23 protein-coding genes are annotated in these 23,768 nt (G+C 69.7%); 18 read left to right on the forward strand and 5 right to left on the reverse strand.

Features of this window, described 5'->3' with window-relative positions:
• Positions 1-1,386, reverse strand: a complete 1,386-nt coding sequence (locus KUV67_09005; GenBank protein ID MBY6205016.1) for a DUF2868 domain-containing protein — start codon at positions 1,384-1,386, stop codon at positions 1-3.
• A gap of 136 nt (positions 1,387-1,522) precedes the next feature.
• Between KUV67_09005 and ccoN the strand changes: the two genes are divergently transcribed.
• From ccoN to fnr, 12 genes are all read left to right on the forward strand, one after another.
• Complete coding sequence (gene ccoN, locus KUV67_09010; protein MBY6205017.1) at positions 1,523-2,944, forward strand: cytochrome-c oxidase, cbb3-type subunit I; 1,422 nt, start codon at positions 1,523-1,525, stop codon at positions 2,942-2,944.
• Positions 2,945-2,966: 22 nt separating this feature from the next.
• On the forward strand, positions 2,967-3,605 hold the full coding sequence (gene ccoO, locus KUV67_09015) for a cytochrome-c oxidase, cbb3-type subunit II (protein MBY6205018.1): 639 nt from the start codon (positions 2,967-2,969) through the stop codon (positions 3,603-3,605).
• Complete coding sequence (locus KUV67_09020; protein MBY6205019.1) at positions 3,602-3,787, forward strand: cbb3-type cytochrome c oxidase subunit 3; 186 nt, start codon at positions 3,602-3,604, stop codon at positions 3,785-3,787. The genes ccoO and KUV67_09020 overlap by 4 nt, the downstream gene beginning before the upstream one ends.
• Positions 3,784-4,740, forward strand: coding sequence for a cytochrome-c oxidase, cbb3-type subunit III (ccoP, locus tag KUV67_09025; protein MBY6205020.1), 957 nt, complete (start codon positions 3,784-3,786; stop codon positions 4,738-4,740). Before KUV67_09020 ends, ccoP begins: the two co-directional genes overlap by 4 nt.
• A complete protein-coding gene (locus tag KUV67_09030) occupies positions 4,737-5,102 on the forward strand; it encodes a hypothetical protein (GenBank protein MBY6205021.1) in 366 nt (121 codons plus the stop codon). The genes ccoP and KUV67_09030 overlap by 4 nt, the downstream gene beginning before the upstream one ends.
• Before the next feature lie 216 nt (positions 5,103-5,318).
• The gene (ccoG, locus tag KUV67_09035; GenBank protein ID MBY6205022.1) at positions 5,319-6,710 is read left to right on the forward strand and encodes a cytochrome c oxidase accessory protein CcoG; all 1,392 of its coding nucleotides are present in this window, start codon (positions 5,319-5,321) and stop codon (positions 6,708-6,710) included.
• A gap of 96 nt (positions 6,711-6,806) precedes the next feature.
• Positions 6,807-7,331, forward strand: a complete 525-nt coding sequence (locus KUV67_09040) for a FixH family protein (GenBank protein MBY6205023.1) — start codon at positions 6,807-6,809, stop codon at positions 7,329-7,331.
• A gap of 30 nt (positions 7,332-7,361) precedes the next feature.
• Positions 7,362-9,875 (forward strand): cadmium-translocating P-type ATPase, encoded by a 2,514-nt coding sequence (cadA, locus tag KUV67_09045; GenBank protein ID MBY6205024.1) that lies wholly within the window; start codon positions 7,362-7,364, stop codon positions 9,873-9,875.
• Positions 9,872-10,060, forward strand: coding sequence for a cbb3-type cytochrome oxidase assembly protein CcoS (gene ccoS, locus KUV67_09050; GenBank protein ID MBY6205025.1), 189 nt, complete (start codon positions 9,872-9,874; stop codon positions 10,058-10,060). Before cadA ends, ccoS begins: the two co-directional genes overlap by 4 nt.
• Positions 10,057-10,770 (forward strand): sulfite exporter TauE/SafE family protein, encoded by a 714-nt coding sequence (locus KUV67_09055; protein ID MBY6205026.1) that lies wholly within the window; start codon positions 10,057-10,059, stop codon positions 10,768-10,770. Before ccoS ends, KUV67_09055 begins: the two co-directional genes overlap by 4 nt.
• 123 nt (positions 10,771-10,893) lie before the next feature.
• Positions 10,894-12,354, forward strand: a complete 1,461-nt coding sequence (gene hemN, locus KUV67_09060) for an oxygen-independent coproporphyrinogen III oxidase (GenBank protein ID MBY6205027.1) — start codon at positions 10,894-10,896, stop codon at positions 12,352-12,354.
• 93 nt (positions 12,355-12,447) lie between these two features.
• The gene (gene fnr / locus KUV67_09065) at positions 12,448-13,206 is read left to right on the forward strand and encodes a fumarate/nitrate reduction transcriptional regulator Fnr (GenBank protein ID MBY6205028.1); all 759 of its coding nucleotides are present in this window, start codon (positions 12,448-12,450) and stop codon (positions 13,204-13,206) included.
• A 64-nt stretch (positions 13,207-13,270) separates the two neighbouring features.
• Here the strand turns inward: fnr and KUV67_09070 are convergent, their stop codons facing one another.
• Positions 13,271-15,841, reverse strand: coding sequence for a hypothetical protein (locus KUV67_09070; GenBank protein MBY6205029.1), 2,571 nt, complete (start codon positions 15,839-15,841; stop codon positions 13,271-13,273).
• A gap of 105 nt (positions 15,842-15,946) precedes the next feature.
• Here KUV67_09070 and KUV67_09075 point away from each other — a divergent pair, with 105 nt between their 5' ends.
• The 4 genes from KUV67_09075 to KUV67_09090 all read left to right on the forward strand — a co-directional run bounded on the left by KUV67_09075 (position 15,947) and on the right by KUV67_09090 (position 19,873).
• Positions 15,947-16,594, forward strand: coding sequence for a YbhB/YbcL family Raf kinase inhibitor-like protein (locus tag KUV67_09075; protein ID MBY6205030.1), 648 nt, complete (start codon positions 15,947-15,949; stop codon positions 16,592-16,594).
• Positions 16,595-16,707: 113 nt separating this feature from the next.
• Positions 16,708-17,502 carry an undecaprenyl-diphosphate phosphatase gene (locus tag KUV67_09080; protein MBY6205031.1) on the forward strand — a complete coding sequence of 265 codons (795 nt, stop codon included), beginning with the start codon at positions 16,708-16,710 and terminating at the stop codon, positions 17,500-17,502.
• Positions 17,503-17,608: 106 nt separating this feature from the next.
• Complete coding sequence (glnA, locus tag KUV67_09085) at positions 17,609-19,018, forward strand: type I glutamate--ammonia ligase (protein MBY6205032.1); 1,410 nt, start codon at positions 17,609-17,611, stop codon at positions 19,016-19,018.
• Between the two features lie 276 nt (positions 19,019-19,294).
• On the forward strand, positions 19,295-19,873 hold the full coding sequence (locus KUV67_09090) for a DUF4124 domain-containing protein (GenBank protein ID MBY6205033.1): 579 nt from the start codon (positions 19,295-19,297) through the stop codon (positions 19,871-19,873).
• Positions 19,874-19,915: 42 nt separating this feature from the next.
• Here KUV67_09090 and dtd read toward each other — a convergent pair whose 3' ends face one another.
• Positions 19,916-20,356 carry a D-tyrosyl-tRNA(Tyr) deacylase gene (gene dtd / locus KUV67_09095; protein ID MBY6205034.1) on the reverse strand — a complete coding sequence of 147 codons (441 nt, stop codon included), beginning with the start codon at positions 20,354-20,356 and terminating at the stop codon, positions 19,916-19,918.
• A 50-nt stretch (positions 20,357-20,406) separates the two neighbouring features.
• On the opposite strand from dtd, the gene KUV67_09100 reads away from it, so the two are divergent.
• On the forward strand, positions 20,407-21,294 hold the full coding sequence (locus KUV67_09100; protein ID MBY6205035.1) for a hypothetical protein: 888 nt from the start codon (positions 20,407-20,409) through the stop codon (positions 21,292-21,294).
• Here the strand turns inward: KUV67_09100 and KUV67_09105 are convergent.
• Positions 21,260-21,583 carry a tetratricopeptide repeat protein gene (locus tag KUV67_09105; protein ID MBY6205036.1) on the reverse strand — a complete coding sequence of 108 codons (324 nt, stop codon included), beginning with the start codon at positions 21,581-21,583 and terminating at the stop codon, positions 21,260-21,262. The genes KUV67_09100 and KUV67_09105 overlap by 35 nt on opposite strands.
• Before the next feature lie 308 nt (positions 21,584-21,891).
• Here KUV67_09105 and KUV67_09110 point away from each other — a divergent pair, with 308 nt between their 5' ends.
• Positions 21,892-23,418, forward strand: a complete 1,527-nt coding sequence (locus tag KUV67_09110) for a cryptochrome/photolyase family protein (protein ID MBY6205037.1) — start codon at positions 21,892-21,894, stop codon at positions 23,416-23,418.
• 66 nt (positions 23,419-23,484) lie between these two features.
• Here KUV67_09110 and KUV67_09115 read toward each other — a convergent pair whose 3' ends face one another.
• Positions 23,485-23,751 carry a hypothetical protein gene (locus tag KUV67_09115; GenBank protein ID MBY6205038.1) on the reverse strand — a complete coding sequence of 89 codons (267 nt, stop codon included), beginning with the start codon at positions 23,749-23,751 and terminating at the stop codon, positions 23,485-23,487.
• Positions 23,752-23,768: the final 17 nt, after the last annotated feature.

Below are 23,768 nucleotides of genomic sequence, written 5' to 3' on the forward strand. Positions count from 1 at the left end.
TCAGTCGTCCCGCTCCGGGGCGTCGAGGCCGTAGTCGTCGGCCAGGCGAGCCCAGTCGGCGGCGCGGGCGTCGAGATCGTCGCCGCGCTCGCGCGCCTCGCGGGCTTCCACCAGCCGGATCGCCACCGGCGAAATCGCGTCGAGTTCGGCCAGCCAGGCGCCGGCGCCGCGGTCCGGGGTGCGCGCCATCGAGCACAGCACGACGACGGCTTCGGGCCGAGGCCGGCGCGTGCCGATCGCTTCGAGCAGCGTGCGCCGCGCGCGGCGGTCGTCGGCGGCGCCCAACCACTCGGCGTCGGGCACGAGCTCGGACTGGGCGGCGTGGTCGGTGTTCAGCTCCAGGCCGACGGCGACCCGTGGGCCGTTGCCGGGCGACGCGCGCGGAAGGGTGCGCTGGCTCAGGCGCGCCGGTGGCTTCGGCCCGACCCGGCCGGTCGACCCGCCATCGTCCGGGCGCAGCACGCCGGCCAGCGCGACGTAGCCCGGGCGCGACAGGTCCAGCGCGAGCCGCTGGCGCCGGTGGGCGACTAGGAAGCCGGCGGCCAGCAGCAGCCGCGGCAGCAGGCCGCCGAGCGCCAGCACGGCCAGCAGCACGCCGGCCCACGCGCCGCGGTCGGCCGGCGGCGAGCGGTCGATCAGCAGGGCCCGGATCGCTGCATCGTCGGGTGCGGTGATGCCGGGCCACAGGGCGGCGATGCGGCCCAGGCCGTCGACCACCGGCGCGAGGGTTTCCGTGCCGAGCAGCGTCGAGCCCCAGGCGAAATCGAAGCGAAGGCCGACGAAGGCCGCGGCGAGCAGCGCGATCGCGCCGGCCAGGTAGCCGGCCCAGAACAGGTGGGTCGCCGCACTGGCGATGCGCGCGCCGCCGGCGCGCCCGTAGTCGGCCAGGGCGGCGCCGATGGCCCGGCCGTGGCCGCTGGAATCGAAGCGCCGCGCCAGGCCCGCGATCGCGGCCCACAGGGCACGTCCCGGCAGCCCGCGGGCGGCCCGCTTCGGCCACGCCCAGACCACCAGCCACAGGGCCAGCAGCAGGGTCGGCAATCCGAGCAGCGTCAGCAGCGCCCACGACAGCTGGACCACGCCGTTGTCGAGCTGGGCGCGGGCGGCCAGGGCACCGAGCAGGCCGCCGAGCAGCGTCAGCAGCGCCAGCGTCCATCCGACGCCGGCCAGCGCACGGCCGACCGACGCCGCCAGGCGCTTGCCCTCGACATGCAGGCGGGCGCGCACCGCAATGCGCTCGACCAGCGTCCCGTCGGTCCGGGTCGCTCGCCGGGTCGCCGGGTCATCCAGGCTCGGGCGGCCTTCGCGCTCCTCGAGTCGGCGCAGCGCTTCGCACTGCAGCCAGTCGGCGGGGGACAGCGGCGGTTCGGGGCGGCTTGCGGTCATCGTGCGCATGATACCGGGGCGGGCCCGGTCCGGCGCTGCGCGGGCGCGCTCGGTGAAGACTTGATCCGAATCAACTCTCCCGGCGAGGCCAGCCGCGAGAATGCCGCTCGAACGCTGCCATCGGACTTTCGAACTCATGGAACAAGCACCTACCTACAACGACCGGGTCATCACCCAGTTCGCGGTCATGACCGTGGTCTGGGGCATCGTCGGCATGGCCGTCGGGCTGCTGATCGCGGCCCAGCTGATCTGGCCCGACCTGACCTACGGCATCGAGTGGCTGAGCTACGGCCGGCTGCGTCCGCTCCACACCAACGCGGTGATCTTCGCGTTCGGCGGTTCGGCGCTGTTCGCGACCAGCTATTACGTGGTCCAGCGCACCTGTCACGCACGGCTGTTCGGCGGCCCGCTGGTCGCGTTCACGTTCTGGGGCTGGCAGGCGGTCATCGTCGGCGCGGCCGTGACCCTGCCGCTGGGCATCACGATGGGCAAGGAATACGCCGAACTGGAGTGGCCGCTGGCGATCCTCGTGGCGATCGTCTGGGTGGCCTATGCGGTGGTGTTCTTCGGGACGATCGCGAAACGGCGGATCAAGCACATCTACGTGGCCAACTGGTTCTACGGTGCGTTCATCCTGACCATCGCCGTGCTCCACATCGTCAACAATCTGTCGATCCCGGCCGGCCTGTGGAAGAGCTACCCGGTCTACGCCGGGGCGGTCGACGCGATGGTCCAGTGGTGGTACGGCCACAACGCGGTCGGCTTCTTCCTGACCGCCGGCTTTCTCGGCATGATGTACTACTTCGTGCCGCGCCAGGCCAATCGTCCGATCTACTCCTACCGACTTTCGATCGTGCACTTCTGGTCGCTGATCGCGATCTACATGTGGGCCGGCCCGCACCACCTCCACTACACCTCGCTGCCGGACTGGGCGCAGACCCTCGGCATGGTGTTCTCGCTGATCCTGCTCGCGCCCAGCTGGGGCGGCATGATCAACGGGATCATGACCCTGTCGGGCGCCTGGTACAAGCTGCGCACGGACCCGATCCTCCGGTTCATGATCGTCGCGCTGTCGTTCTACGGCATGTCCACCTTCGAAGGTCCGATGATGTCGATCAAGACGGTCAATTCGCTGTCGCATTACACCGACTGGACGATCGGCCACGTGCACGCCGGTGCGCTTGGCTGGGTCGCGATGATCTCGATCGGCAGCCTGTACACCCTGTTTCCGCGCCTCTGGGGCGTGGAGAAGATGCACTCGATCAAGGCGATCGAGTGGCACTTCTGGACCTCGACGATCGGCACCGTGCTCTACATCACCGCGATGTGGGCGGCCGGCCTGATGCAGGGCCTGATGTGGCGGACCTTCAACGATGACGGCACGCTCACCTACACCTTCATCGAGGTGCTCAAGCGCACCGAGCCGTTCTACATGCTGCGCCTGCTCGGCGGCGTGGTCTTCCTGAGCGGCATGTTCTTCATGGTCTGGAACGTCTACAAGACCTGGCAGAACGCGCCGAAGCGTGCGGAAGCCACCCCGATCCCGCAGCCGGCCTGAAGGAGACACGACCGTGGCAAAGATGAACCATGAAACGATCGAGAAGAACATCGGCCTGATGGCGGTCCTGGTGCTCGTCGTGATCAGCGTCGGTGGCCTGACCCAGATCATCCCGCTGATGTTCCGCGCGACCATCGTCGAACCGGCCGAGGGCGTCGAACCCTACAGCGCCATCGAACTGGCCGGTCGCGACGTCTACATCGCCGAGGGCTGCTACGGCTGCCACAGCCAGCAGATCCGTCCGTTCCGCTCCGAGACGGAGCGCTACGGCCATTACTCGGTGGCCGGCGAGTCGGTCTACGACCGGCCCTTCCAGTGGGGCTCGAAGCGGACCGGGCCGGACCTGGCCCGGGTCGGAGGAAAATATTCCGACGACTGGCACGAACTGCACCTCCTCGATCCCCGTGCCGTCGTGCCGGATTCGAACATGCCGGCCTATCCATGGCTGGCCGAGCGGCTCGTCGACCCGACCGAGATTCAGGCACGCATGCGCGCGTTGCGCAAGGTCGGCACGCCCTACACGGACGAGCAGATCGCCGCGGCCGCCGACGACCTGATCGGCGTGACCGAACTCGACGCAACCATTGCCTACCTTCAGGGCCTCGGCACGGACTGGACCGGTCAGCGCGTGGCGTCGCAGGTGGCAGGAGGTTCGCAGTGAGCGGCGGCATCGTCACGCTGCTTTCGCTGCTCGGCTTCCTGGCGATCGTGGTCTGGGTGTTCGTGATCAAGCGCAAGGCCGACTTCGACGAACAGGCCAACCTGCCGCTGGAAGACGCCGACAAGGACTCGGAAAGCACGAAGCGTCACGCCGAAACCAAGCACGGGGAGCACGAGTCATGAGCACGTTCTGGCACTGGTACATCATCGTCCTGACGGTCGGCTCGCTGATCGTCACCGCCTGGTTCCTGGTCTGGTCGAGCAAGCTTCGCGTGCAATCGACGAAGGAAGAGGACGGTTCCGAGACCACCGGTCACGTGTGGGACGGCGATCTGCGCGAGTTGAACAACCCGCTGCCGCGCTGGTGGCTGGGCCTGTTCTGGATCACGATCGTGTTCTCGGTCGGCTACCTGATCCTGTACCCGGGCCTGGGCCGCTGGGACGGCGTGCTGGACTGGTCGCAGGAAAAGCAGTACCGGCAGGAGATGGAGACGGCCCGTGAAGCCTTCGAAGCGCGCTTCGCCGAACTGGCCGCAATGGACCTGGAGCAGCTCGCGGTCAACGACCGTGCCGTGGAGATGGGTCGCAACCTCTACGCCCACAACTGCTCGACCTGCCACGGCTCCGATGCGCGCGGTGCCACGGGCTATCCGAACCTGGCCGACGATCACTGGATCTGGGGCAGCGCTCCGCAGCAGGTCTACCAGACCATCCTGGGCGGCCGCCGGGCGGCCATGCCGGCGTTCGGCGAAGCGCTCGGCGAGCAGGGCGTGACGCGCACCGCGGTCTATGTGCAGCAACTGGCCGGCAAGCCGGTCGATGCCGCCATGGCCGCGGCCGGGCGGCAGCAGTACCAGCAGGTCTGCGCGGCGTGTCACGGGGCCGAAGGGAAGGGCAATCCGGTGCTCGGCGCACCGGACCTGACCGCCGGCGTCTACACCTACGGCGGCGACCTGGACACGATCCGCGCGACGATCCGCAGCGGTCGCAACGGCGTGATGCCGGCCCAGGAGGGCCTGATCGGCGAGACCCGGACCCGTCTGGTCACCGCCTACATCCTGAGCATGCAGGACCGCTTCGCCGCCGAGTCGGCGGACGACGCGTCGGCCGAAGGCCAGAGGACCGAAGCGCCTTGAGCGGCGGCCCGCATCCGGCGCCGAGCGAGGCCACGACGCGACCGCGTTCCGATCGCGTCGAGCACCCGCCGCGTCCCCTGGCGCATCGCCTCGGGGCCATCCTGTGGCCGTCGTTCTTCGCCGCCGGGGTCGCCACCATGGTGCTGTTCGCCTTCGTCGACCCGCTCGAGCTGGCCGCGATCAGCGTGCCGGAGCTCGAGATCTCGCGCCAGGCGGGCTACACGATCGCCTTTCTCGGGTTCTGGCTCGGCTTCGCCTCGGCCTGCACCTTCACCTGGCTCCTCCTCCGCCCGCGGTCCAGGTTCCACTGTGCGAACCGCGGAGGCTCGTCGGCAAGGCAGGGGACAGGAAACCGCAGATGAACGCAGATCGACGCAGATGAAAAGCGAAAGTGCTTACGGCATCGGTCGAATGCTTCCTGAACGAGGCAGCATTCGATCGTGTGCAATGCAAGGGTCGGATCGGCCGATACGCTTCATTCGTCGTCATGGGTCGAATTCGACTGCGGTCGTGGTTTCTTGTTTCTGTCTGCGTTCATCTGCGTCCATCTGCGGTTCCGGCTTTGCGAGTGATCGAACATGACCAATCCGGGCTCGGACACCCCCGAGGAGCTGAAGCTCTACGTCAAGGCGCCGAAGGTGTATCCGCGCGAGACCGAGGGGCGGTTCTCGCGCCTGCGCGTGGTGGCGGCCTGGGTGCTGCTCGGCCTGTTCTACGTGCTGCCGTGGATCCACCTCGGCGACACGCAGATCGTGCTGTTCGACCTGCCCGCGCGCGAGTTCCACGTCTTCGGCCTGACCTTCTGGCCGCAGGACTTCTTCATGCTGGCCCTGCTGCTGGCCATGGCCGCGATCACGCTGTTCTTCTTCACGGCCCTGGCCGGGCGCCTGTGGTGCGGCTACGCCTGTCCGCAGACGGTCTGGACCGAGGTTTTTTTGTGGATGGAACGCACCGTCGAGGGGCCGCGGAACCGGCGGATGCGCCTGGACAAGGGGCCGTGGACGGCGGAGAAGGTGCGCAAGAAGGCGACCAAGCAGTTCCTCTACGTCATCTTTTCCCTGTGGACCGGCATCACCTTCGTCGGCTTCTTCACGCCGATCCGCGAACTGGTGCCGGCGCTGGCCACGTTCAGCGCCGGCGGCTGGGAAGTGTTCTGGACCCTGTTCTACGGCTTCGCGACCTACGGCAATGCCGGCTATCTGCGCGAACAGGTCTGCAAGTACATGTGCCCGTACGCGCGCTTCCAGTCCGCGATGTTCGACGACGACAGCCTGATCATTTCCTACGACCGCGAACGCGGCGAGCCTCGCGGCAAGCGGCGCAAGGATGCCGATCGGGACGCGCTCGGGCTCGGCGACTGCATCGAGTGCCAGGGCTGCGTCCAGGTCTGCCCGACGGGGATCGACATCCGCGACGGCCTGCAGATCGAGTGCATCGCTTGCGCGGCCTGCATCGATGTCTGCGACCAGGTCATGGACAGGATGGGCTATCCGCGCGGTCTGATCCGGTACACGACGGAAAACGCGCTGACCGGCCGGCCTACGCGCATCCTGCGGCCGCGCATCTTCATCTACGCCGGGGTGCTGCTGGCCCTGACCACGCTGTTCGGCCTGGTGCTGACCGGTCGCGAGGCGATCCACGTCGACGTCCTGCGCGACCGCACCGCGCTCTACCGGCTGGCCGGGCCCGAGATCGAGAACCCGTTCGCGCTGAAGATCACCAATCGCACCGAGCAGGTCCAGTCGCTGACGGTCTCGGCATCGGGCCTCGACGGTCTGCGCGTGGTCACGCCGGCCGGTTCGATCGAGGTGCCGCCGGGCGAGGTGGTCAACCGGCCGATGACGCTCGCGGTGCCGGCGGACCGGGTCGGTCCGGGCATGCGGGCCATCGAGGTCCGGCTGGCCGGGCAGGGCGAGGACGCGCCGGAGACGACGGCGGAGACCCGCTTCTTCGTGCCCTCGGGCCGCTGAGGACGCGCAGTCCATCGCCAACGTGAAGCTTTGATCGGCATCAAGTCGGACGCCGCCCTCCCGAGGGATCATGTCCGGACGACTGGAGAACACCGAATGTCTTCCGAAACCCCGACCGCGCGAAGCGCTGAATCGTCCCCCTGGTACCGCCAGTTCTGGCCCTGGTTCATCCTGGCCATTCTCGGCTGGGGCGTCGTCTCGGCGTCGATCACCCTGGCCGTTGCGGTCCGCAACCCGCCCCACATGATGACCGGCGACTACGCTCGCCTGGGCAAGGCGCTGGTCGACACGCACCAGCGGGCGGACCGTGCGGCGGCCCTGGGGCTGGTCGGCGAGCTGACGCTGGCCGCCGGCGAGGTCGCGGTGTCGCTGCCGGCCGAAGGCGCGGCCGCACTCGGCGATTCCCTGCTGCTCCTGGTCCAGCACCCCACCGACGCCGCCCGCGACCTGCAGGTCGTGCTCAGGCGCGCAGGCGAGGTGCGCTACGCCGCGCCGGCGAGGGACTGGCCGGCGCGTGGCCGGCTGATCGTCTCGAACCTCGACCAGGACTGGTGGATCTCGTCCGACTACCGCCTGGCCGGGGACGAGCTGGCGGTCCGCCTCGAGCCCGAGCGGCTGTAGCCCGGCCCGGATTCCGATGAGCGCGCCCCGATGAGCACGAAGGACTGCTTCCACTGCGGCGAACCCGTGCCGGCGGGCGTCGAGCTCTCGGTCGAGATCGACGGCCGGGCGCGCCCGATGTGCTGCAGCGGCTGCCGGGCTGTCGCCTCGATCATTCACGACGCCGGACTCGGGCGCTACTACGAATTCCGCGACCGGCTGCCCGAGCGGCCCGACCCGGAACCGTCCGGGACGGCTCCCGGCAGGTTTGCCGCCTGGGACCGGGACGCCGTGCTGTCGCACCACGCCAGGGCGGTCGGTGCCGGCAGCGATCGTGCCGCGGCCGGGGGTGAGGATCGGCGTGCGGCGCCGTCCGCCGTCCGCATGGTCCTGGTGCTCGAGAACGTCCACTGCGCGGCCTGCGCGTGGCTGGTCCGACGCTACCTCGAGGCCTTCGACGGTGTCACGGACGCCCGGCTCGACGTCGGCGACGGCCGACTCCGGCTGCAGTTCGACCCCGCACGCACACCGCTGTCCTCGATCGCCGGTGCGCTGGACCGGCTCGGCTACCCACCGCACCTGGATTCGCCGGACGCCGCCATCGATCGCGATCGCAACGAGCGGCGCCGGATGCTGCGCTACCTGGTCGTCGCCGCGCTCGGCATGATGCAGGTGATGAGCTATGCGCTGGCCAACTACCTCGGCGCCGGAGCCTTCGGCGGCATGGACGCCGAAACGGAGCACTTCTTCAAGCTGATCAGCATGCTGGTCGCGGTGCCGGTCACGCTCTATGCGGGGCAGCCGTTCTTCCGCTCCGCGGCGGGTCACCTGGCCCGGCGCCGCCTCGGCATCGACGTGCCGGTGGCCGCCGCCATGCTGCTGGCCCTGTTCGCCAGTGTGATCATCACCTTGTTCGGCCATGGCGAGGTCTACTTCGACTCGGTCGTGATGTTCCTGTTCTTCCTCCTGCTCGGCCGCTTCGCGGTGCTGCTTGCGCGCCAGCGCTCGGGCGCCGTCCACAGCGCACTGGCCCGAGCCCTTCCGGACCAGGCGCGCCGCCTGGTCGATCGCGACGGCGGCGCGGTCGAACGTGTCGGCCTGGTCGAACTGCGCACCGGCGATCGCGTGCTGGTCGGCGACGGCGAGGTCGTGCCCGCGGACGGGACGGTGATCGAGGGCCGCGGCCGGGTCGACGAGTCGCTGGTCTCCGGCGAGTCCGAGCCCCGAGGGCGGGCGGCCGGCGATGCGGTCCTGGCCGGCTGCCTGGTCACCGGCGGATCTTTGACGGTCGAGGTCGAAGCCGTCGGGCAGGGCACGGTGCTGGCCGGGATCGCCGATCTTCTCGGCGAGGCGCGCCGACGGCGGCCGGAGCTGGCCCGGCTGGCCGACCGGGTCGCTGGAGCGTTCATCGCCGTGATCCTGCTCTCGACCCTGGCGGCCGGGATCGCCTGGGGGCTTCACGAGCCTGATCGCGTCATCCCGGTGGTGCTGGCAATGCTGGTGGTCGCCTGTCCCTGCGCGCTTGCGCTGGGCACGCCGACGGCCCTTGCCGCGGCGACCCGGAGCCTCGCCGAGCAGGGTGTGCTGACCGCCGACCCGGACGCGCTCGAGGCGCTGCCGCGGATCACCCACGTGATGCTCGACAAGACCGGCACCCTGACCGAGCCGCGGATGGACCTCGCGGAGGTCCGCGCCGAGGATCCCGGCACGATGCTGGCTGTCGCCGCCGCGCTGGAGCGTTCCAGCAACCATCCGATCGCCAGTGCGTTCCGGGCCCACGACGACGGTCGCACCGTGGCGAACGCCCGAAGCGTGGCCGGGGCGGGCATCCACGGCGAGGTCGGCGGCGCCACAGCGTGGCTGGGCACGCCGGCCTGGGTCACCGAACGCAGCGGGCAGTGCGTGGACCTGCCGGAGAAGGGGCTCTGGATCGCGCTGGCCGTGGACCGTGCCGGCACGGCCGGGTTCCGGATCGACAGCCGCTTGCGTCCCGGGGCGCGCGAGCTCGTTGCGACGCTGCACGCTGCCGGCGTGGACGTGCGCCTGGCCTCCGGCGACCGGAAGGCGAACGTGGCGGCCATGGCCGAGCGGCTCGCGATTCGCCACGCCGAAGGAGAACTCTCGCCCGAAGGAAAGCTGGACCGGATCGCCGCGCTCCAGGCCGACGGCGCCCGCGTGGCGATGATCGGCGACGGCATAAATGATGCGCCGGTGCTGGCCGGCGCCGATATCGCCATAGCCCTGGCCGAAGGCGCCGCGATCGCGCGGACCCAGGCCGACCTGGTCGCCACCGGGCGCGACCTGAAGCCGCTGCTCGCGCTGTTCGGCCGCGCGCCCGCGGTGCGCCGCGTGATCCGCCAGAACCTGGCCTGGGCACTGGCCTACAACGTCTGTGCGCTGCCGCTGGCCGCAGCCGGCTGGATTCCGCCCTGGGCCGCGGCGATCGGCATGTCGGCCAGTTCCCTGGCCGTGGTGCTGAACGCGCAGCGGCTCGGTCGGCGACGACGGCATCGCGCCGCGCCGCAGCAGGCCGTCGCCGACGCACCGATGGCGGGCGCGGCATGAGCATCATCTACCTGCTGATTCCGCTGTCCCTGCTGCTGCTCGGTTTCGCACTGTGGGCGTTCTTCTGGGCCGTTCGCAACGACCAGTTCGACGACCTCGATTCCCCGGCGCTGGACGTGCTGGACGACGACGATCCGGCCGCTCGGACGGCGTCCAGGTCGGCCGACGACGGCCGCGAGCGATGACGCCCGGCGCCGCCCTCGTGACCGGCCTGCTCGCCGGGCTGTTCGGGTCGCTGCACTGCGCGGCCATGTGCGGGGGCATCCTCGCCGTGCTGCACGGCCAGGTTCCGCGCGGACGCGACCGCCTGGCCGTGGGCTTCCACGTCGGCCGGCTGACCAGCTACCTCCTGCTGGGCCTCCTCCTGACCGCGCTCGGGGCCCTGCCCGAACGCATCCTGCCCGGTGGTGCCGCGAGCGGGCTGCGTGTCGTCCTCGGCCTTCTGCTGGTGCTGCTCGCGGCCTACATCGCGCTGCCCGGCCGCCTGCGCGATCCGCTCGGCGAAGCGGTCGCGCCGCTGACCAGGCGCGTGCTGCCCCTGTTCGGTCGCCTGCTGCCGGCCGACCGCTTCGACAAGGCCGTCGGCCTGGGCCTGCTGTGGGGGGTGCTGCCCTGCGGCCTGCTCTACGGCGTACTGGCCGCGGCGTGGTTGCTGGGCGACGCGAGCGCCACGATCGCGCTGGTGCTCGGCTTCGGTGCCGGCACGCTGCCGCTGCTGCTCGGCGGCGGGCTGGTGGCCGCACGCCTGCGCAGCCGGCTGCGCGCGGGCGGGCTGCGCGGCGCAGCGGCGGTCGTGATGGCCGGCACCGGCGTGCTGGTGGCTGCGGGTCCGTGGCTGGCCGCGCAACTGGACCACTCGGCGGTGCGGTTCCTGGTCGACTGCGTCGCCGCCTGACGCGTCCAGTGCCGCGGCCCGGCCCGGGCCGCCAAAGTTGATGGTGGTCAACTCCCGCCGGGTCGCGCGCTCCTAGACTGGACCCATCGACTCGACCGGTCCGCTCGCGATGAGGCCCCTCCGATGAATGCTCCGAATCCCCGTTCCCTCCGCCCCGACCCTTCGGCGGTCCGCCCGCGCTTCGACGGGGACCTGATCGCGCGTCACGGCGGGGAGGGGCCGCGCTACACCTCGTATCCGACGGCGCTGCAGTTCGCCGAGACCTTTGGGCCGATCGACTGGACCGCGGCGCTTGCCGAGAGCAACCGCCTGCCGATTCCCGCCGACCTGTCGCTCTACGTCCACGTGCCGTTCTGTGCCAACCCGTGCTTCTACTGCGGCTGCAACCGGGTCATCACCCGGTCGGCGTCGGCCGGGAGTGAGTTCCTGGTCCACCTCGAACGGGAGCTGGACCTGGTCGCGCCGCACATCGACGACGATCGCGTGGTCCGACAGGTCCACCTGGGCGGCGGCACACCGACCTTCCTGACGCCGCCGCAGATCGACCAGCTGATGCGCCTGCTGCGCTCGCACTTCCACTTCGCCGACGACGCGGAGATCGGCCTGGAGGCGGACCCGCGCTCGCTCGAGCCGGCCGACCTGCGCGCGCTGCGGGAATCGGGCTTCAACCGGCTTTCCATGGGCATCCAGGACCTCGACCCCGCCGTCCAGGCCGCGGTCAACCGAGTCCACGATCTGGCCTGCGTCTCGGGGCTGCTGGGCGCCGCACGGGGCGCGGGCTTCGACTCGATCTCGGTCGATCTGATCTACGGCCTCCCGCTTCAGACCACCGAGGCCTTTGCACGGACCATCGAACACATCGTCGCGATGAACCCGGACCGGATCTCGCTGTTCAACTACGCCCACATGCCCGACCGCTTCAAGGCCCAGCGGCAGATCCGCAGCGAGGACCTGCCGTCGCCCGAGACCCGGCTCGCGCTGTTTCGCAACAGCCTCGACCGGTTGCTCGACGCGGGCTACGAGTTCATCGGCATGGACCACTTCGCGCGGCCGGACGACAAGCTGGCCCGGGCCCGTCGCGCCGGGACCATGACGCGCAACTTCCAGGGCTACTCCACCCACGGCGGACTGGACCTGCTAGCCTTCGGTCCCAGCGCGATCAGCCAGGTCGGCGACGCCTTTGCCCAGAACCATCGCGCGCTGCCGGACTGGCAGATCGACGTGACCTCGGGCCGGCTGCCCGTGGCCCGCGGTCGAAATCGATCCGTCGACGACCGGCTACGGGCCGAGGTCATCAGCGACATCATGTGCAGCGGCGAGATCCGCTTTCGCCGCTACGAGCGCGACTACGAGCTTCGGTTCGAGTCGTACTTCGCCGGTGCGCTGGCCGCGCTGAATCCGCTGGTCGAGGACGGCCTGGTCGAGCGCTTCGACGGCGGCTTCCGGGCCAGCGCCGACGGGCGGCTGTTCCTGCGCGCCATCGCGATGCCGTTCGATGCCTACCTGCGGCCGGCTGGCGGTCGGAGCGCTGCGGAAGCCCGTTCCACCTCCGGGCGCACGACGCGCTATTCCCGCATCGTATGACGGCGCGCCTGCGCCCGGCGGCTCGGTACTTCGGGGAATCGGCGACCGTCTCTGCTATCCTGCGCACGGTCGGCGCGTGCGCGAGGTCGAGCGATGAGTGATCCCATTCCGTTGAAGGAAGCCGGCAAGGCGCAGGCCTCTTGCCGCGACTGCGGTCTGTTCGACCTGTGCTTCGCCCAGGACGTGGCCGAGTCCCGTCGCGAGGAGCTCGACCGCATCATCCGGCGCCAGCGCCCGCTGTCGCGCGACGTCCACCTGTTCCACGCCGGCCAGAAGCTCAAGAGCATCTGCGTGGTCCGCAGCGGCACGGTCAAGACGTACCAGATTTCCCGCGACGGCGACGAGATCGTCACCGGCTTCCACCTGCCCGGCGAACTGATCGGCCTCGACGCGATCGGCAGCGACGCACACCCGGAGTTCGCCGTCGCGCTCGAGGACAGCCGCTACTGCGAGATCCCGTTCCGCGAGTTCCAGCGCATTCTCGACGAGAGCCCGGAACTCAACCAGCTGATCCTGAAGCTCCTGTCCCTGGACATGGCCGAGACGCGCGAACTGATGCTGGTGATCAGCCGCATGGACGCGCGAGCGCGCGTCGCGACGTTCCTGATGAACCTCTCGCGCCGCCTGACCCGTCGCGGCAAGGACGGCGATCGATTCCGCCTGAGCATGGATCGGCGGGATATCGCCAATTACCTCGGACTGACGATCGAGACCGTCTCGCGCACCCTCAGCGCGATGCAGCGCGACGGCATGCTCGCCGTGCGCGGCAAGCTCGTCTCGATCGAGGACGCCGACGCACTGCTCGACGTCGCCGGCCGCGATCACGAGGACCTGCTCGTCGGCACCGCCTGAAGGCTCTCCCGCTTACAGCAGGCGCCGGACCGACCTCCGGTCCCGGCGCCGATGATCCGACCGGCTACTGCAACTGCGTGCGGCCGATCCGTTTGCTGTGGAACAGGGCGTTGGCGAACAGCTTCTCGGCCCCGGCCCAGTAGCCGCGGAACAGCACGTCGTCGGCCATCCGGATCACCAGGCCGTCGCCGAGGCGGTCGGCGCCGAGCGCGGTCGTGCCGGCCAGGTCCTCGGCCACCGGGTCGGCCAGGTAGCCGGCAACCAGCGGTGACTCTCCGTACACGCCGGGCCGGGCGTAGACGTTCGTGGACGTGCGCAGCACGTGCGCTCCCTGACGGAACAGCACCAGGTCGTCGGTGTCGTAGCCCCAGGCCAGCGGGTGGGTCGGATCGATCTCGACGGTCAGCGCAGAGCCGCCGATCAGGCGGCGCGCGAAGTCCAGTTCGTGATCGCTGTAGCGCTTGCGCTCGGCCGGCTCGTCGCGATCCTCCTCCGGGTCGTCGCCTTCTTCGACGAAGCTCCATTCGAGCTCCAGGTCCTCGACCCAGCGGGCCGAACTGCGCAGGGCGACCAGCGTTCCGCCCGAACGGACGTAATCGACCAGCGCCGTCCGGAACGCTTCTCCACGGAATTCGTGGTTGCCGTCAGGCAGCACGAGGTGGGAGTAGCGGTCGAGATCGGCCGGCAAGCGATTCACGTTCAGCATGGTCATGGGCTGTTCAAGGTGAACGTCGAACCAGCGCCACACGGTGCCCGCGTTGTAGGGGTTGATGCCCGGCCCGGTCAGCATCGCGACCTTCGGGGTGTCCATCACGGCCACGCTCGGGCTGCCCAGGTCGAGGCCGGCCCGGGCCAGGCCCGACCCGATCGACGCGACCTCGACGCCGAACCGTTCCGACAGCTCGGCCAGCCGTGCGCCGATGTCGGGCAGGTCGGCCGGCTGGATGCCCGAATGCACGACCAGGCTGCCGCGGCCGAAGGTCCGTTCGCCCTCGGTCGTCGACAGCGCCGTGGGTTGCTCGGCCGCCTGCACGCGGTAGCCGTCGGCGAGCAGCGCGGACAGCAGGGCCGGCGCCCGGTGCTGGCTCCAGTCCACCGCCCAGGCCAGGGCGTCCGTGTCGACCGCCGACGGCGCCGACGGGGCGGCCAGCGGCTCGGCCAGTGCGTCGCCGGTGGCCGGCAGTCGATCGACCGCTTCGAAGGGAAGGTCGAACGCGTGCTGCAGCGGCCACGCGGACACGTCGTAGAAGGTTTCCATCGGCAGGTCGCGCGGGGTGGCGAAGATCGCCCGAACGAAGCGGGCCAGGTCCTGGCGGGCCGGAATCGCCCAGGCCGTGCCGTCGGCCTGTTCACGACCGGAAATCGTCACGCGGCCGTCGACGGGGCGCACCTCGATGCCGTGGCCGACGAGCGTCTCGAGCAGCCGGAGCGCACGCTGCGGGTCGCCGCCGTCGCCGATGAGCCAGCCGCCGCGGCGCGGCCCGGCGTCGCGCGCGTCGACGAACGACTGGCGCTGGTAGGCGCGGAGCTCGTCGCGGAGCGCAACGCTGGCTTCCAGCGTGGACAGGGACGTGCGCACCTGATTGGCGACCGCGTCGACGAAGCGGCGCTGGCCGTAGGGTGTGTCGATGACGTGGCCGCGCGCCGTGCCCTGTTCGAACAGGATGCCGATGCCGCCGGTCAGGTCCGGATAGGTCGAGCCCTTGCCGAGGTAGTAGTCGTCGAAGCTCTCGCGGCTGTAGTACGGCTCGCCGGCCGCGTCGAGCCGACGGGCATGGTATTCGGCGATTCGCTCGGTCAGTTCGAACACGCGCGGCGGTGTGTCCGGGTTGTTCCGCTCCGGGATGCCGGGCTGGAAGAAGTAGGTGCTGCGGTGGCCCATCTCGTGGGCGTCGGTCAGGACATGGGGCCGCCACTGACGGTAATGACGGATTCGCTGCTTCGAGACCGGGTGGGTCAGCGGCAGCCAGTCGCGGTTCAGGTCGAACCAGTAGTAGCTGGTCCGGCCGTTCGGCCAGCCCTCGGCGTGTTCGCGGTCGTTCGGGTCGGCCGACGGATGGCGGCCGCGGTGCATGTTGGCCCAGTGCGCGAAGCGATCCACGCCGTCCGGGTTGATGACCGGCTCCATGACCACGATCACGTGCTCGAACCAGTCGTCGAGCTCCGGCGCGTCGGACGCGGCGAGGAACCACGCGACGATCGGCGCGGCCGAAGCCCCCGAGGCTTCGTTGCCGTGGACCGAGTAGCCGAGCCAGACGATCACGGGACCGGTGCCGTCGCGGCTGGCCTCGATCCGCCCGGCGCGCAGCGCATCGAGCTGCTCGAGCCGGTCGGGCCGGCCGAAGTAGGCCAGCACGTGCTCGTTGCCGCCGCTGCTGGTGCCGATGGTCTCGACCCGCATCCGCTCCGAGCGCTCGGCCAGTTCGCGGTAATAGGCGACGAGCTCGTGGTTCCGCGGGTGACGCTCGCCGGGCGAGAAGCCGAGCAGGTCCTCGACCGACGGCAGATCGCCGCGAGCCGAAAGCGTCCGGTCCAGCCCGGGCAGGTCGGCCGCCTGCGTGGCCGTCGCGAGCAGCGGAAGGAGGAGGGCGAGGGCGGTGATCGCCAGGGCGCGGGAAAGCGGGAACGGGCGCATATCGAGGTCGGTCCGGTGCAGGGGGGCTGATAGGATACCGACATCATGTCGCGCGACCGCGTCCCCTTGTCGAAGCGAACCCGATCCACCCCAGAGGAGGCTCGAATGCAGCTGAAATCCAACGATATCCGCGACGGCCAGGCCATCGAACCGAAGTTTGCCTTCGCCCGCCCCGATGCCGACCAGCACATGGCGCTGTCGGACAACGTCAGCCCGCACCTGGCCTGGTCCGGCGCGCCCGACGGGACGCGGTCCTTCGCCGTGCTGTGCGTCGATCCGGACGTGCCGTCGGTCGCCGACGACGTCAACCAGGAAGGCAGGACCATTCCCTCGACGCTCAAGCGGGTCGATTTCTTCCACTGGGTGATGATCGACGTGCCGCCCGACGTGACCGAGCTGGCGACGGGCGCGTGCGGAAGCGGCGTCACCGCGGGCGGCCGGAAGCAGCCCCCGGGCCCGGAGGGCAGCCGCCAGGGGCTCAACGACTACACCGACTTCCTGGCCGGCGACGAGGAGATGGCCGGCGAATACTACGGCTACGACGGACCCTGCCCGCCGTGGAACGACGAGCTCGTTCACCACTACCGGTTCACCGTCTATGCCCTGGACGTCGAGACCCTTCCGGTCTCACCCTCCTTCGACGGCCGCGAGGCGATGGAGGCCCTGCGCGACCATGTCCTCGGCCAGGCCAGCATCACCGGGACCTATACGCTGAACCCCGAAGCCATCGAGCGCGGCCAGGAGCGGGATTGAGGGAACGGCGCGGGCGCCGGGGACGAGAGGGGATGGTAGTCCCACCGTCAATCGAATCGAGCGGCAGTCGTCCCTGGCCCCTTTCCCCTCGCCCCTGATCCCTGCTTTCAACCATGCCCCTCCTCCAACTCGTCCTGCTGGCGCTGCTCCAGGGAGTCACCGAATTCCTGCCCGTGTCGAGCTCGGCGCACCTGGCGCTGGTCGCGCCGCTGACCGGCTGGGCCGACCAGGGGCTTGCCTTCGATGCCGCCGTGCATGCCGGCACCCTGGTCGCCGTGGTGCTGCACCTGCGCCCGGAGCTGGCTGGACTGGCGCGCGGCGGCCTGGCCGGTCGCGACCCGATCCAGCGCACGCTGCTGATCGGCCTCGCGCTGGCCACGCTGCCGGCGCTGGCGGTCGGTGCGCTGGCCGCCGAATGGATCGGGATCTGGCTGCGCAACCCGCTGCTGATTGCCGGGACGACGATCGTGTTCGGCCTGCTGCTCGGGGCGGCGGATCGCTGGGGTCGGCAGGCGCGGCCGCTGGAGGACGTGGGCCTCGCTTCGGCGGTCGCCATCGGCCTGGCCCAGGTGCTGGCCCTGGTGCCCGGCACGTCGCGCTCCGGGGTGACGATCACGGCCGCCCGCGCACTCGGGCTGGGACGCGAGGCCGCGGCCCGGTACTCCTTCCTGCTGTCGATCCCGATCATCGCCGCGGCCGGCGGCTGGGGCTTCGTGACCGGCCTGCGCGAAGGCGGCTCCTTCGAGCTGGCCCAGTTCGCGCTGGCCGCGGTGCTGTCCGGCCTGTTCGCCTGGCTGACCATCGCCGCCTTCCTGGCCTGGCTGCGGCGCGCCGGCATGATGCCGTTCGTGGTCTACCGGCTGGTGCTGGGCACGGTTCTGCTGGTCGTGTTCTGGCCGCGCGGCTAGCCTGTTTCGCGGAGCTGTCGCGGGCCGCGGACGAAACGGGTCGCGCGGCACCCACGGCGATCCGCTACCATGATCGCGCCTCCCATTCAACAAGGACGACCGTCCCATGAGCGCTGAAGACATCCTTAAACGCATCAAGGATGAAGAAATCGAATTCGTCGACCTGCGGTTCGCCGACACGCTCGGCAAGGAACAGCACGTGACCGTGCCCGCTTCGACCATCGACGAAGAAACCCTCGCCGAAGGCAAGATGTTCGACGGCTCGTCGATCACCGGCTGGAAGGGCATCAACGAGTCCGACATGGTCCTGATGCCGGACACCGAGGCCGCCTTTCTCGATCCGTTTGCCGAACACCTGACGCTCAACCTCCGCTGCGACGTGCTCGAGCCCGACACGCTGCAGGCCTACAGCCGCTGCCCGCGTTCCCTGGCGAAGCGCGCCGAGGCGTACCTGGCCGCCTCCGGCGTGGCCGACGAGGCCTTCTTTGGCCCCGAGCCCGAGTTCTTCGTGTTCGACGACGTGCGCTGGAAGAACGACATCTCCGGCAGTTCCTTCCAGATCGATTCGGAAGAAGCGGCCTGGAACACGAACAAGGAATACGAAGACGGCAACACCGGTCACCGGCCGCGGGTCAAGGGCGGCTACTTCCCGGTGCCGCCGGTCGACGGACTGGCCGACCTGCGCTCGGTGATGTGCCTGACGCTGGAGGCCTGCGGCATTCCGGTCGAGGTCCACCACCACGAGGTGGGAACCGCCGGCCAGTGCGAGATCGGCACCCGGTTCAATTCGCTGACCCGCAAGGCCGACGAGATGCTGGTGTTCAAGTACATCGTGCACAACGTCGCCCATATGCACGGCCGGACCGCGACCTTCATGCCGAAGCCGCTGGTCGGCGACAACGGCTCGGGCATGCACGTCCACCAGTCGCTGGCCAAGGAGGGCAAGAACCTGTTCTCCGGCGACGGCTACGGCGGCCTTTCGGAAACCGCGTTGCACTACATCGGCGGCATCTTCAAGCACGCCCGGGCGATCAACGCCTTCTCGAACTCGACCACCAACAGCTACAAGCGGCTGGTGCCGGGCTTCGAGGCGCCGGTGGTGCTGGCCTATTCGGCCCGCAACCGCTCCGCGTCGTGCCGGGTGCCGTGGGTCGCCAGTGCCAAGGCCCGTCGCATCGAAGTCCGCTTCGGCGACGCGGCCGGCAACCCGTACCTGACCTTCGCGGCCATGATGATGGCCGGTCTGGACGGCATCCTGAACAAGATCGACCCGGGCTCCCCGATGGACAAGGACCTGTACGATCTGCCGCCGGAAGAAGAGCGGGACCTGCCGCGCGTCTGCCACGCGCTGGACCAGGCGCTCGAGGCGCTGGACAAGGACCGCGAATTCCTGAAGGCCGGCGACGTCTTCTCCGACGATCTGATCGACGGCTACATCGCGCTGAAGATGAAGGAAGTCACCCGGTTCCGGATGTCGACGCACCCGGTCGAATTCGACATGTACTACTCCGCCTGAAGCGGGCGGAACGGCAGCGGTCCCGGCCACCGGGGCCGCCGCCGATCGCTGGCCGATCTCATGACCATCGCTGGGCGATCTCATGACCATCGCTCCAGGACGATCGCTCGGCGGTCGCACGAAGCTGCACGCGACCACGCGCAGCAAGGCGCCGGAACAAAGGGCGCTGCAAGGCGTCCAAGTCTTCGAACAGGGCGAACGGGCACGGCGACCCGCAGCGCCCCGAACCGTGACCATGCACAACGACGGCCAGACGGGCCACAGGAGTCGCTCGCAATGCTCGACCCAACTCGATCCCTTCGCACGCTCGTTTCCGTGCCCGTATCCCTGTTCGCGTCCGGCGTCGCAGCCCTGCTGCTGATCGGGATCGCCCCGTTCGCCGACGCGCAGCAGATCTACAAGACCGTCGACGAGGACGGCAACGTGGTCTACACCGACCGCAAGCCGTCCGACGACGCAGAGCCGATCCCGCTGCCGGAGTTGACCGTGGTCGACCCGGTCGACATCGGCGACCCGTCGGCCGCGCGCAACACCGAATCGCCCGAGTTCGAACCCTTCGAGTTCTCGATCGTCTCCCCGCTGGCCGACGAGATCATCGTCAACACCGCCTACCGGCTCGACGTCGAGCTCGAGATCGACAGCGAGCTCCCGAACGGGGCCGAGATCGTCTACCGCGTCGACGGCGAGGAAAAGCTGGTCAGCCGCGAGACGTCGGTCACCCTCGAAGGCATCGAGCGGGGGCCGCACGAAGTGTCGGCGGAAATCCGCCTCCGCGACGGCCGGGTGATCGGCGTGGCCGAGCCGGTCGGGTTCTTCATGCGGCAGCATTCCGCGCTCTACAACCGGCCGGGCTGAGGCCCGCCCGCGAGGGGCGGCCTTCGCTCCCGCCGCAGGCGATCAATCCACTTCCAGCCAGAAGGTCACCGGGCCGTCGTTGGTCAGGCCGACCCGCATGTGGGCGCCGAACTGGCCGAACGCGGAGCCCGGCCAGGCCCGGCTGGCTTCCCGCTTCAGTGCGTCGAACAACGCCCGTCCGTCCTCCGGCGTCGCGGCCGGCGTGAAGCTGGGGCGGTTGCCGGAATTCGTGTCCGCGGCCAGCGTGAACTGCGGGACCAGCAGCAAGCCGCCTTCCGTATCGCGCAGGCTCCGGTTCATCCGGCCCGCGTCGTCGGCGAACACGCGATAGTTGAGCAGCCGTTCGAGGAACCGCCCGATGCGCGCTTCGCGGTCGCCGTCGCGGAAGCCGACCAGGACCAGCAGGCCCCGCTCGATCCGGGCGACGGTGCGGCCTTCGATTTCGACATGCGCGCTCGTGACGCGTTGCAGCAGTCCGATCATCAGGGCAGTCCGGTCATGGCTCGCGGCGAGGGGGCCCTCGCCGGGACCGGATGGTAGCATTCCCCGCCATGAAGACCGCCGTCTACCGGGCCCTGCTGGCCGCCCTGGCCTGGCTGCCGTTACCGGTGCTCCGGGCCCTGGGCGAGCTGATCGGTACGCTGCCGGTCGGGGGGCGGCGGGCGCGCGTCCGGGCCAACCTCGAGCAGGCCTATCCCGAACTCGGCGACACCGAACGGCGGGCGCTGGCCCGGCGCAACCGGCGCGCCATGCTGGTCACCGCGCTGGAATGCGCGCCGCTCTGGCACCGGTCTTCGACCTGGCTGGCCTCCCGGTGGCGGGCGGCCGAAGGACGCGAGGCCGTGGATGCGGCGGTGGCCGACGGCCGCGGAACGCTGCTGCTCGGCGGCCACCTCGGCCAATGGGAGGCCGGCATTCTCTACGGCACGACCCACTGGCCGATCACCTACCTGTACAAGCCGCCCGACGACCCCGCCCTGGACCGCGCCCTGACCGGCTACCGGGCCCGCTTCGGCGGTGAGTTCGTCGCGACCGGAAGCGCGGCGATGCGCAGCGCCCTGCGACGGCTTCGGCAGGGCGGGGCGGTCGGCCTGCTGTTCGACCAGCTCCCGCGCGGCGGCGAGTTCGTCGAAGCGCCGTTCTTCGGCCGGCCGGCGCCGACCATGACCCTGGCGTGGCGTCTCGCACGTCGAACCGGATGCCGCGTGGTGATCGGCCACGTGCTCCGGGACGGACGCGGCTGGCAGCCGCGATTCGAAGAATTGCAGGACTTCGCAGCCATCGACGACCCGGTGGAGGCGGCGACCCGGCTGAACGAAGCGCTCGAGCGACAGGTCCGTCGCGCGCCCGAGCAGTACCTCTGGCGCTACCGCCGCTTCGATCCGATCAATCGTCCGACGCAGCGCGCTCGAGGCGCCTGAGCCAGACCGCGAGCACTTTCTCGGACTGCTTGTCGCCGTTGGCCTGCGCGGCCGCCAGGCCCCGCTCCCAGGCGGTCCTGGCCTGCTCGTCGTCGCCCTGCTCGTGGCGGGCGCGGCCGAGCGCCTGCCAGGCCATGGTGTTGCCGGGCTTGAACGCGGTGGCGGCCTCGAAGTGCGCGATGGCGCGATCCAGGTCGCCGGACGCCTGGCGCGCCTGGCCCGCGGCGAGGCGCGCCTCGTAGCCGTCGCGCCCGTTGTCGATCAGTTTTTCGATGGCTTGGGGGTCCATGGAGGAAACGCTAGCACGGGAACGGGTTCAGGGGCCAGGGAAGGGGCTAGGGGCTAGGGGCTAGGGGCTAGGGGCTAGGGGCTAGGGGCTAGGGGCCAGTAAAACCTTGCTATTGCTCCACTAGTCCCTGACCCCTAGCCCCTGGCTTCTAGCCCCTGGACAAGTACAGGGGCACGCAAGAGCGGCTCGATCACGGTCGCGCGGCGAGGTTGCCCGATTCGTTCGCCCGCCCGACAGGCGTTGACAGGGGGGGCATGGGCGCTCGGCATACTGGGCATCGGCGATCGATCAGCAATCGGGGGGAACCCATGGCACGACTCTGCCTGGTCACCGGCGACCAGCTTTCCGCGGAACTCGCTTCGCTCCGGGCGCTCGATCGCGACCAGGACCATGTGCTGATGGCGGAGCTGGCCGACGAAGCCACCTACGTCCAGCACCACCGCAAGAAGACGGCGCTGATCTTCTCCGCCATGCGCCATTTCGCCCGCCTGCTCGAGGACGACGGATACCGCGTGTTCTACCGGCGCTTCGATCCGTCGTCCGAGATCCGGTCCTTCACCGATGCGGTGCGCGCACACCTCGACGAGCACGACATCGAGGAGATCGTGCTCACCTGGCCGGGCGAGTGGCGCGTGCTCGACATGTTCGAGGGCTTCGAACGTGAATTCGGTCTGCCGGTCACGGTCCTCGAGGACGACCGCTTCGTCAGCACGCCGGCCGAGTTCGCCGAATGGGCCGAGGACCGCAAGACGCTCCGGATGGAGTTCTTCTACCGGTCCATGCGCAAGCGCACCGGCTTGCTGATGGACGACGGCGAGCCGGTCGGCGAGCAGTGGAACTACGACCAGGAGAACCGCAGGAAGTGGACCGGCGAGCCGGAAGCCGCCCGGCCGATGCGGTTCACGCCCGACGACGTCACCCGCGAGGTGCTGGACACGGTCGGCGAACACTTCGACGGCTTCGGCGAGATCGACGACTTCGACCTCCCGGTGACCACCGGCCAGGCGCGACGGGCGCTCGCGCATTTCGTCGAACACGCCCTGCCGTGCTTCGGTGATTTCCAGGACGCACTGCCCGACGACGAAGACTGGCTGTTCCACAGTCGCCTGTCGACCAGCCTGAACCTGGGCCTGCTCGATCCGATCGAGGTCTGCGAGGCTGCCGAGCAGGCCTGGCGCGACGGCCATGCACCGCTGAACGCGGTCGAGGGCTTCATCCGGCAGATCATCGGCTGGCGCGAGTTCATCCGCGGGGTCTACTGGCTGAAGATGCCGGACTACGCGGAGGAGAACTTCTTCGGCGTCGACCGGGACCTGCCCGGCTGGTACTGGACCGGGGACACGGAGATGCGCTGCCTGCATCGGGCGATCGACGCGACCCGTCGCAACGCCTACGCGCATCACATCCAGCGCCTGATGGTGACCGGCAATTTCGCGATGCTGCTCGGCGTCGAGCCGCGCCAGGTCGCCGACTGGTACCTGGCCGTGTATGCGGATGCCTACGAGTGGGTCGAACTACCCAACGTCCTCGGGATGGCGATCTACGCCGACGGCGGAAGCTTCGCGTCCAAGCCCTACGCGGCCAGCGGAAAGTACATCCAGCGCATGGGCGATCACTGCGCGAACTGCCGCTACGACGTCGGCGAGCGGACCGGCGAGAAGTCCTGTCCCTTCAACGCGCTGTACTGGGATTTTCTGATGCGCAACGAGGATCGGCTTTCCGACAACGGCCGGATGACCATGATGTATCGCAACGTCGAGCGCCTGAAGCCCGCCGACAAGGCCGCGATCACCCGCCGCGCGAACTGGATCCGCGACCACATCGAGACGCTCTGACGATCGGCGCATCCGGACGGGTGCGCCGGGGAGCGGGCTGTCCGGGTCTTCGAGGCTTCCGGCGACTCAGGCGTCGTCGAACTGGGTGGTGCCGATGCCGGAATCCGGGAGCAGCACGGGAACTCCCTGGTCCACCGCGTAGATGACCTTGCCGTCGCGCGTGATCAGCGCCTCGGTCAACGTCGCTTCCACCGCACTGCCGTCGACGAACAGCACGCCGCCGGCTTCGATCGCCGCGTTCAGTGTCTTCAGGCGGGACCGCTCCAGGGGCCGCAGCGGCTCGTGGCTGACCGGGCAGCAGAGAATGTCGAGTAGCGAGTCGGGAATCGTCATGGGCGCATTCTAACCGC

The organism is Halomonas denitrificans, from assembly GCA_019800895.1.
Classification (GTDB): domain Bacteria; phylum Pseudomonadota; class Gammaproteobacteria; order Xanthomonadales; family Wenzhouxiangellaceae.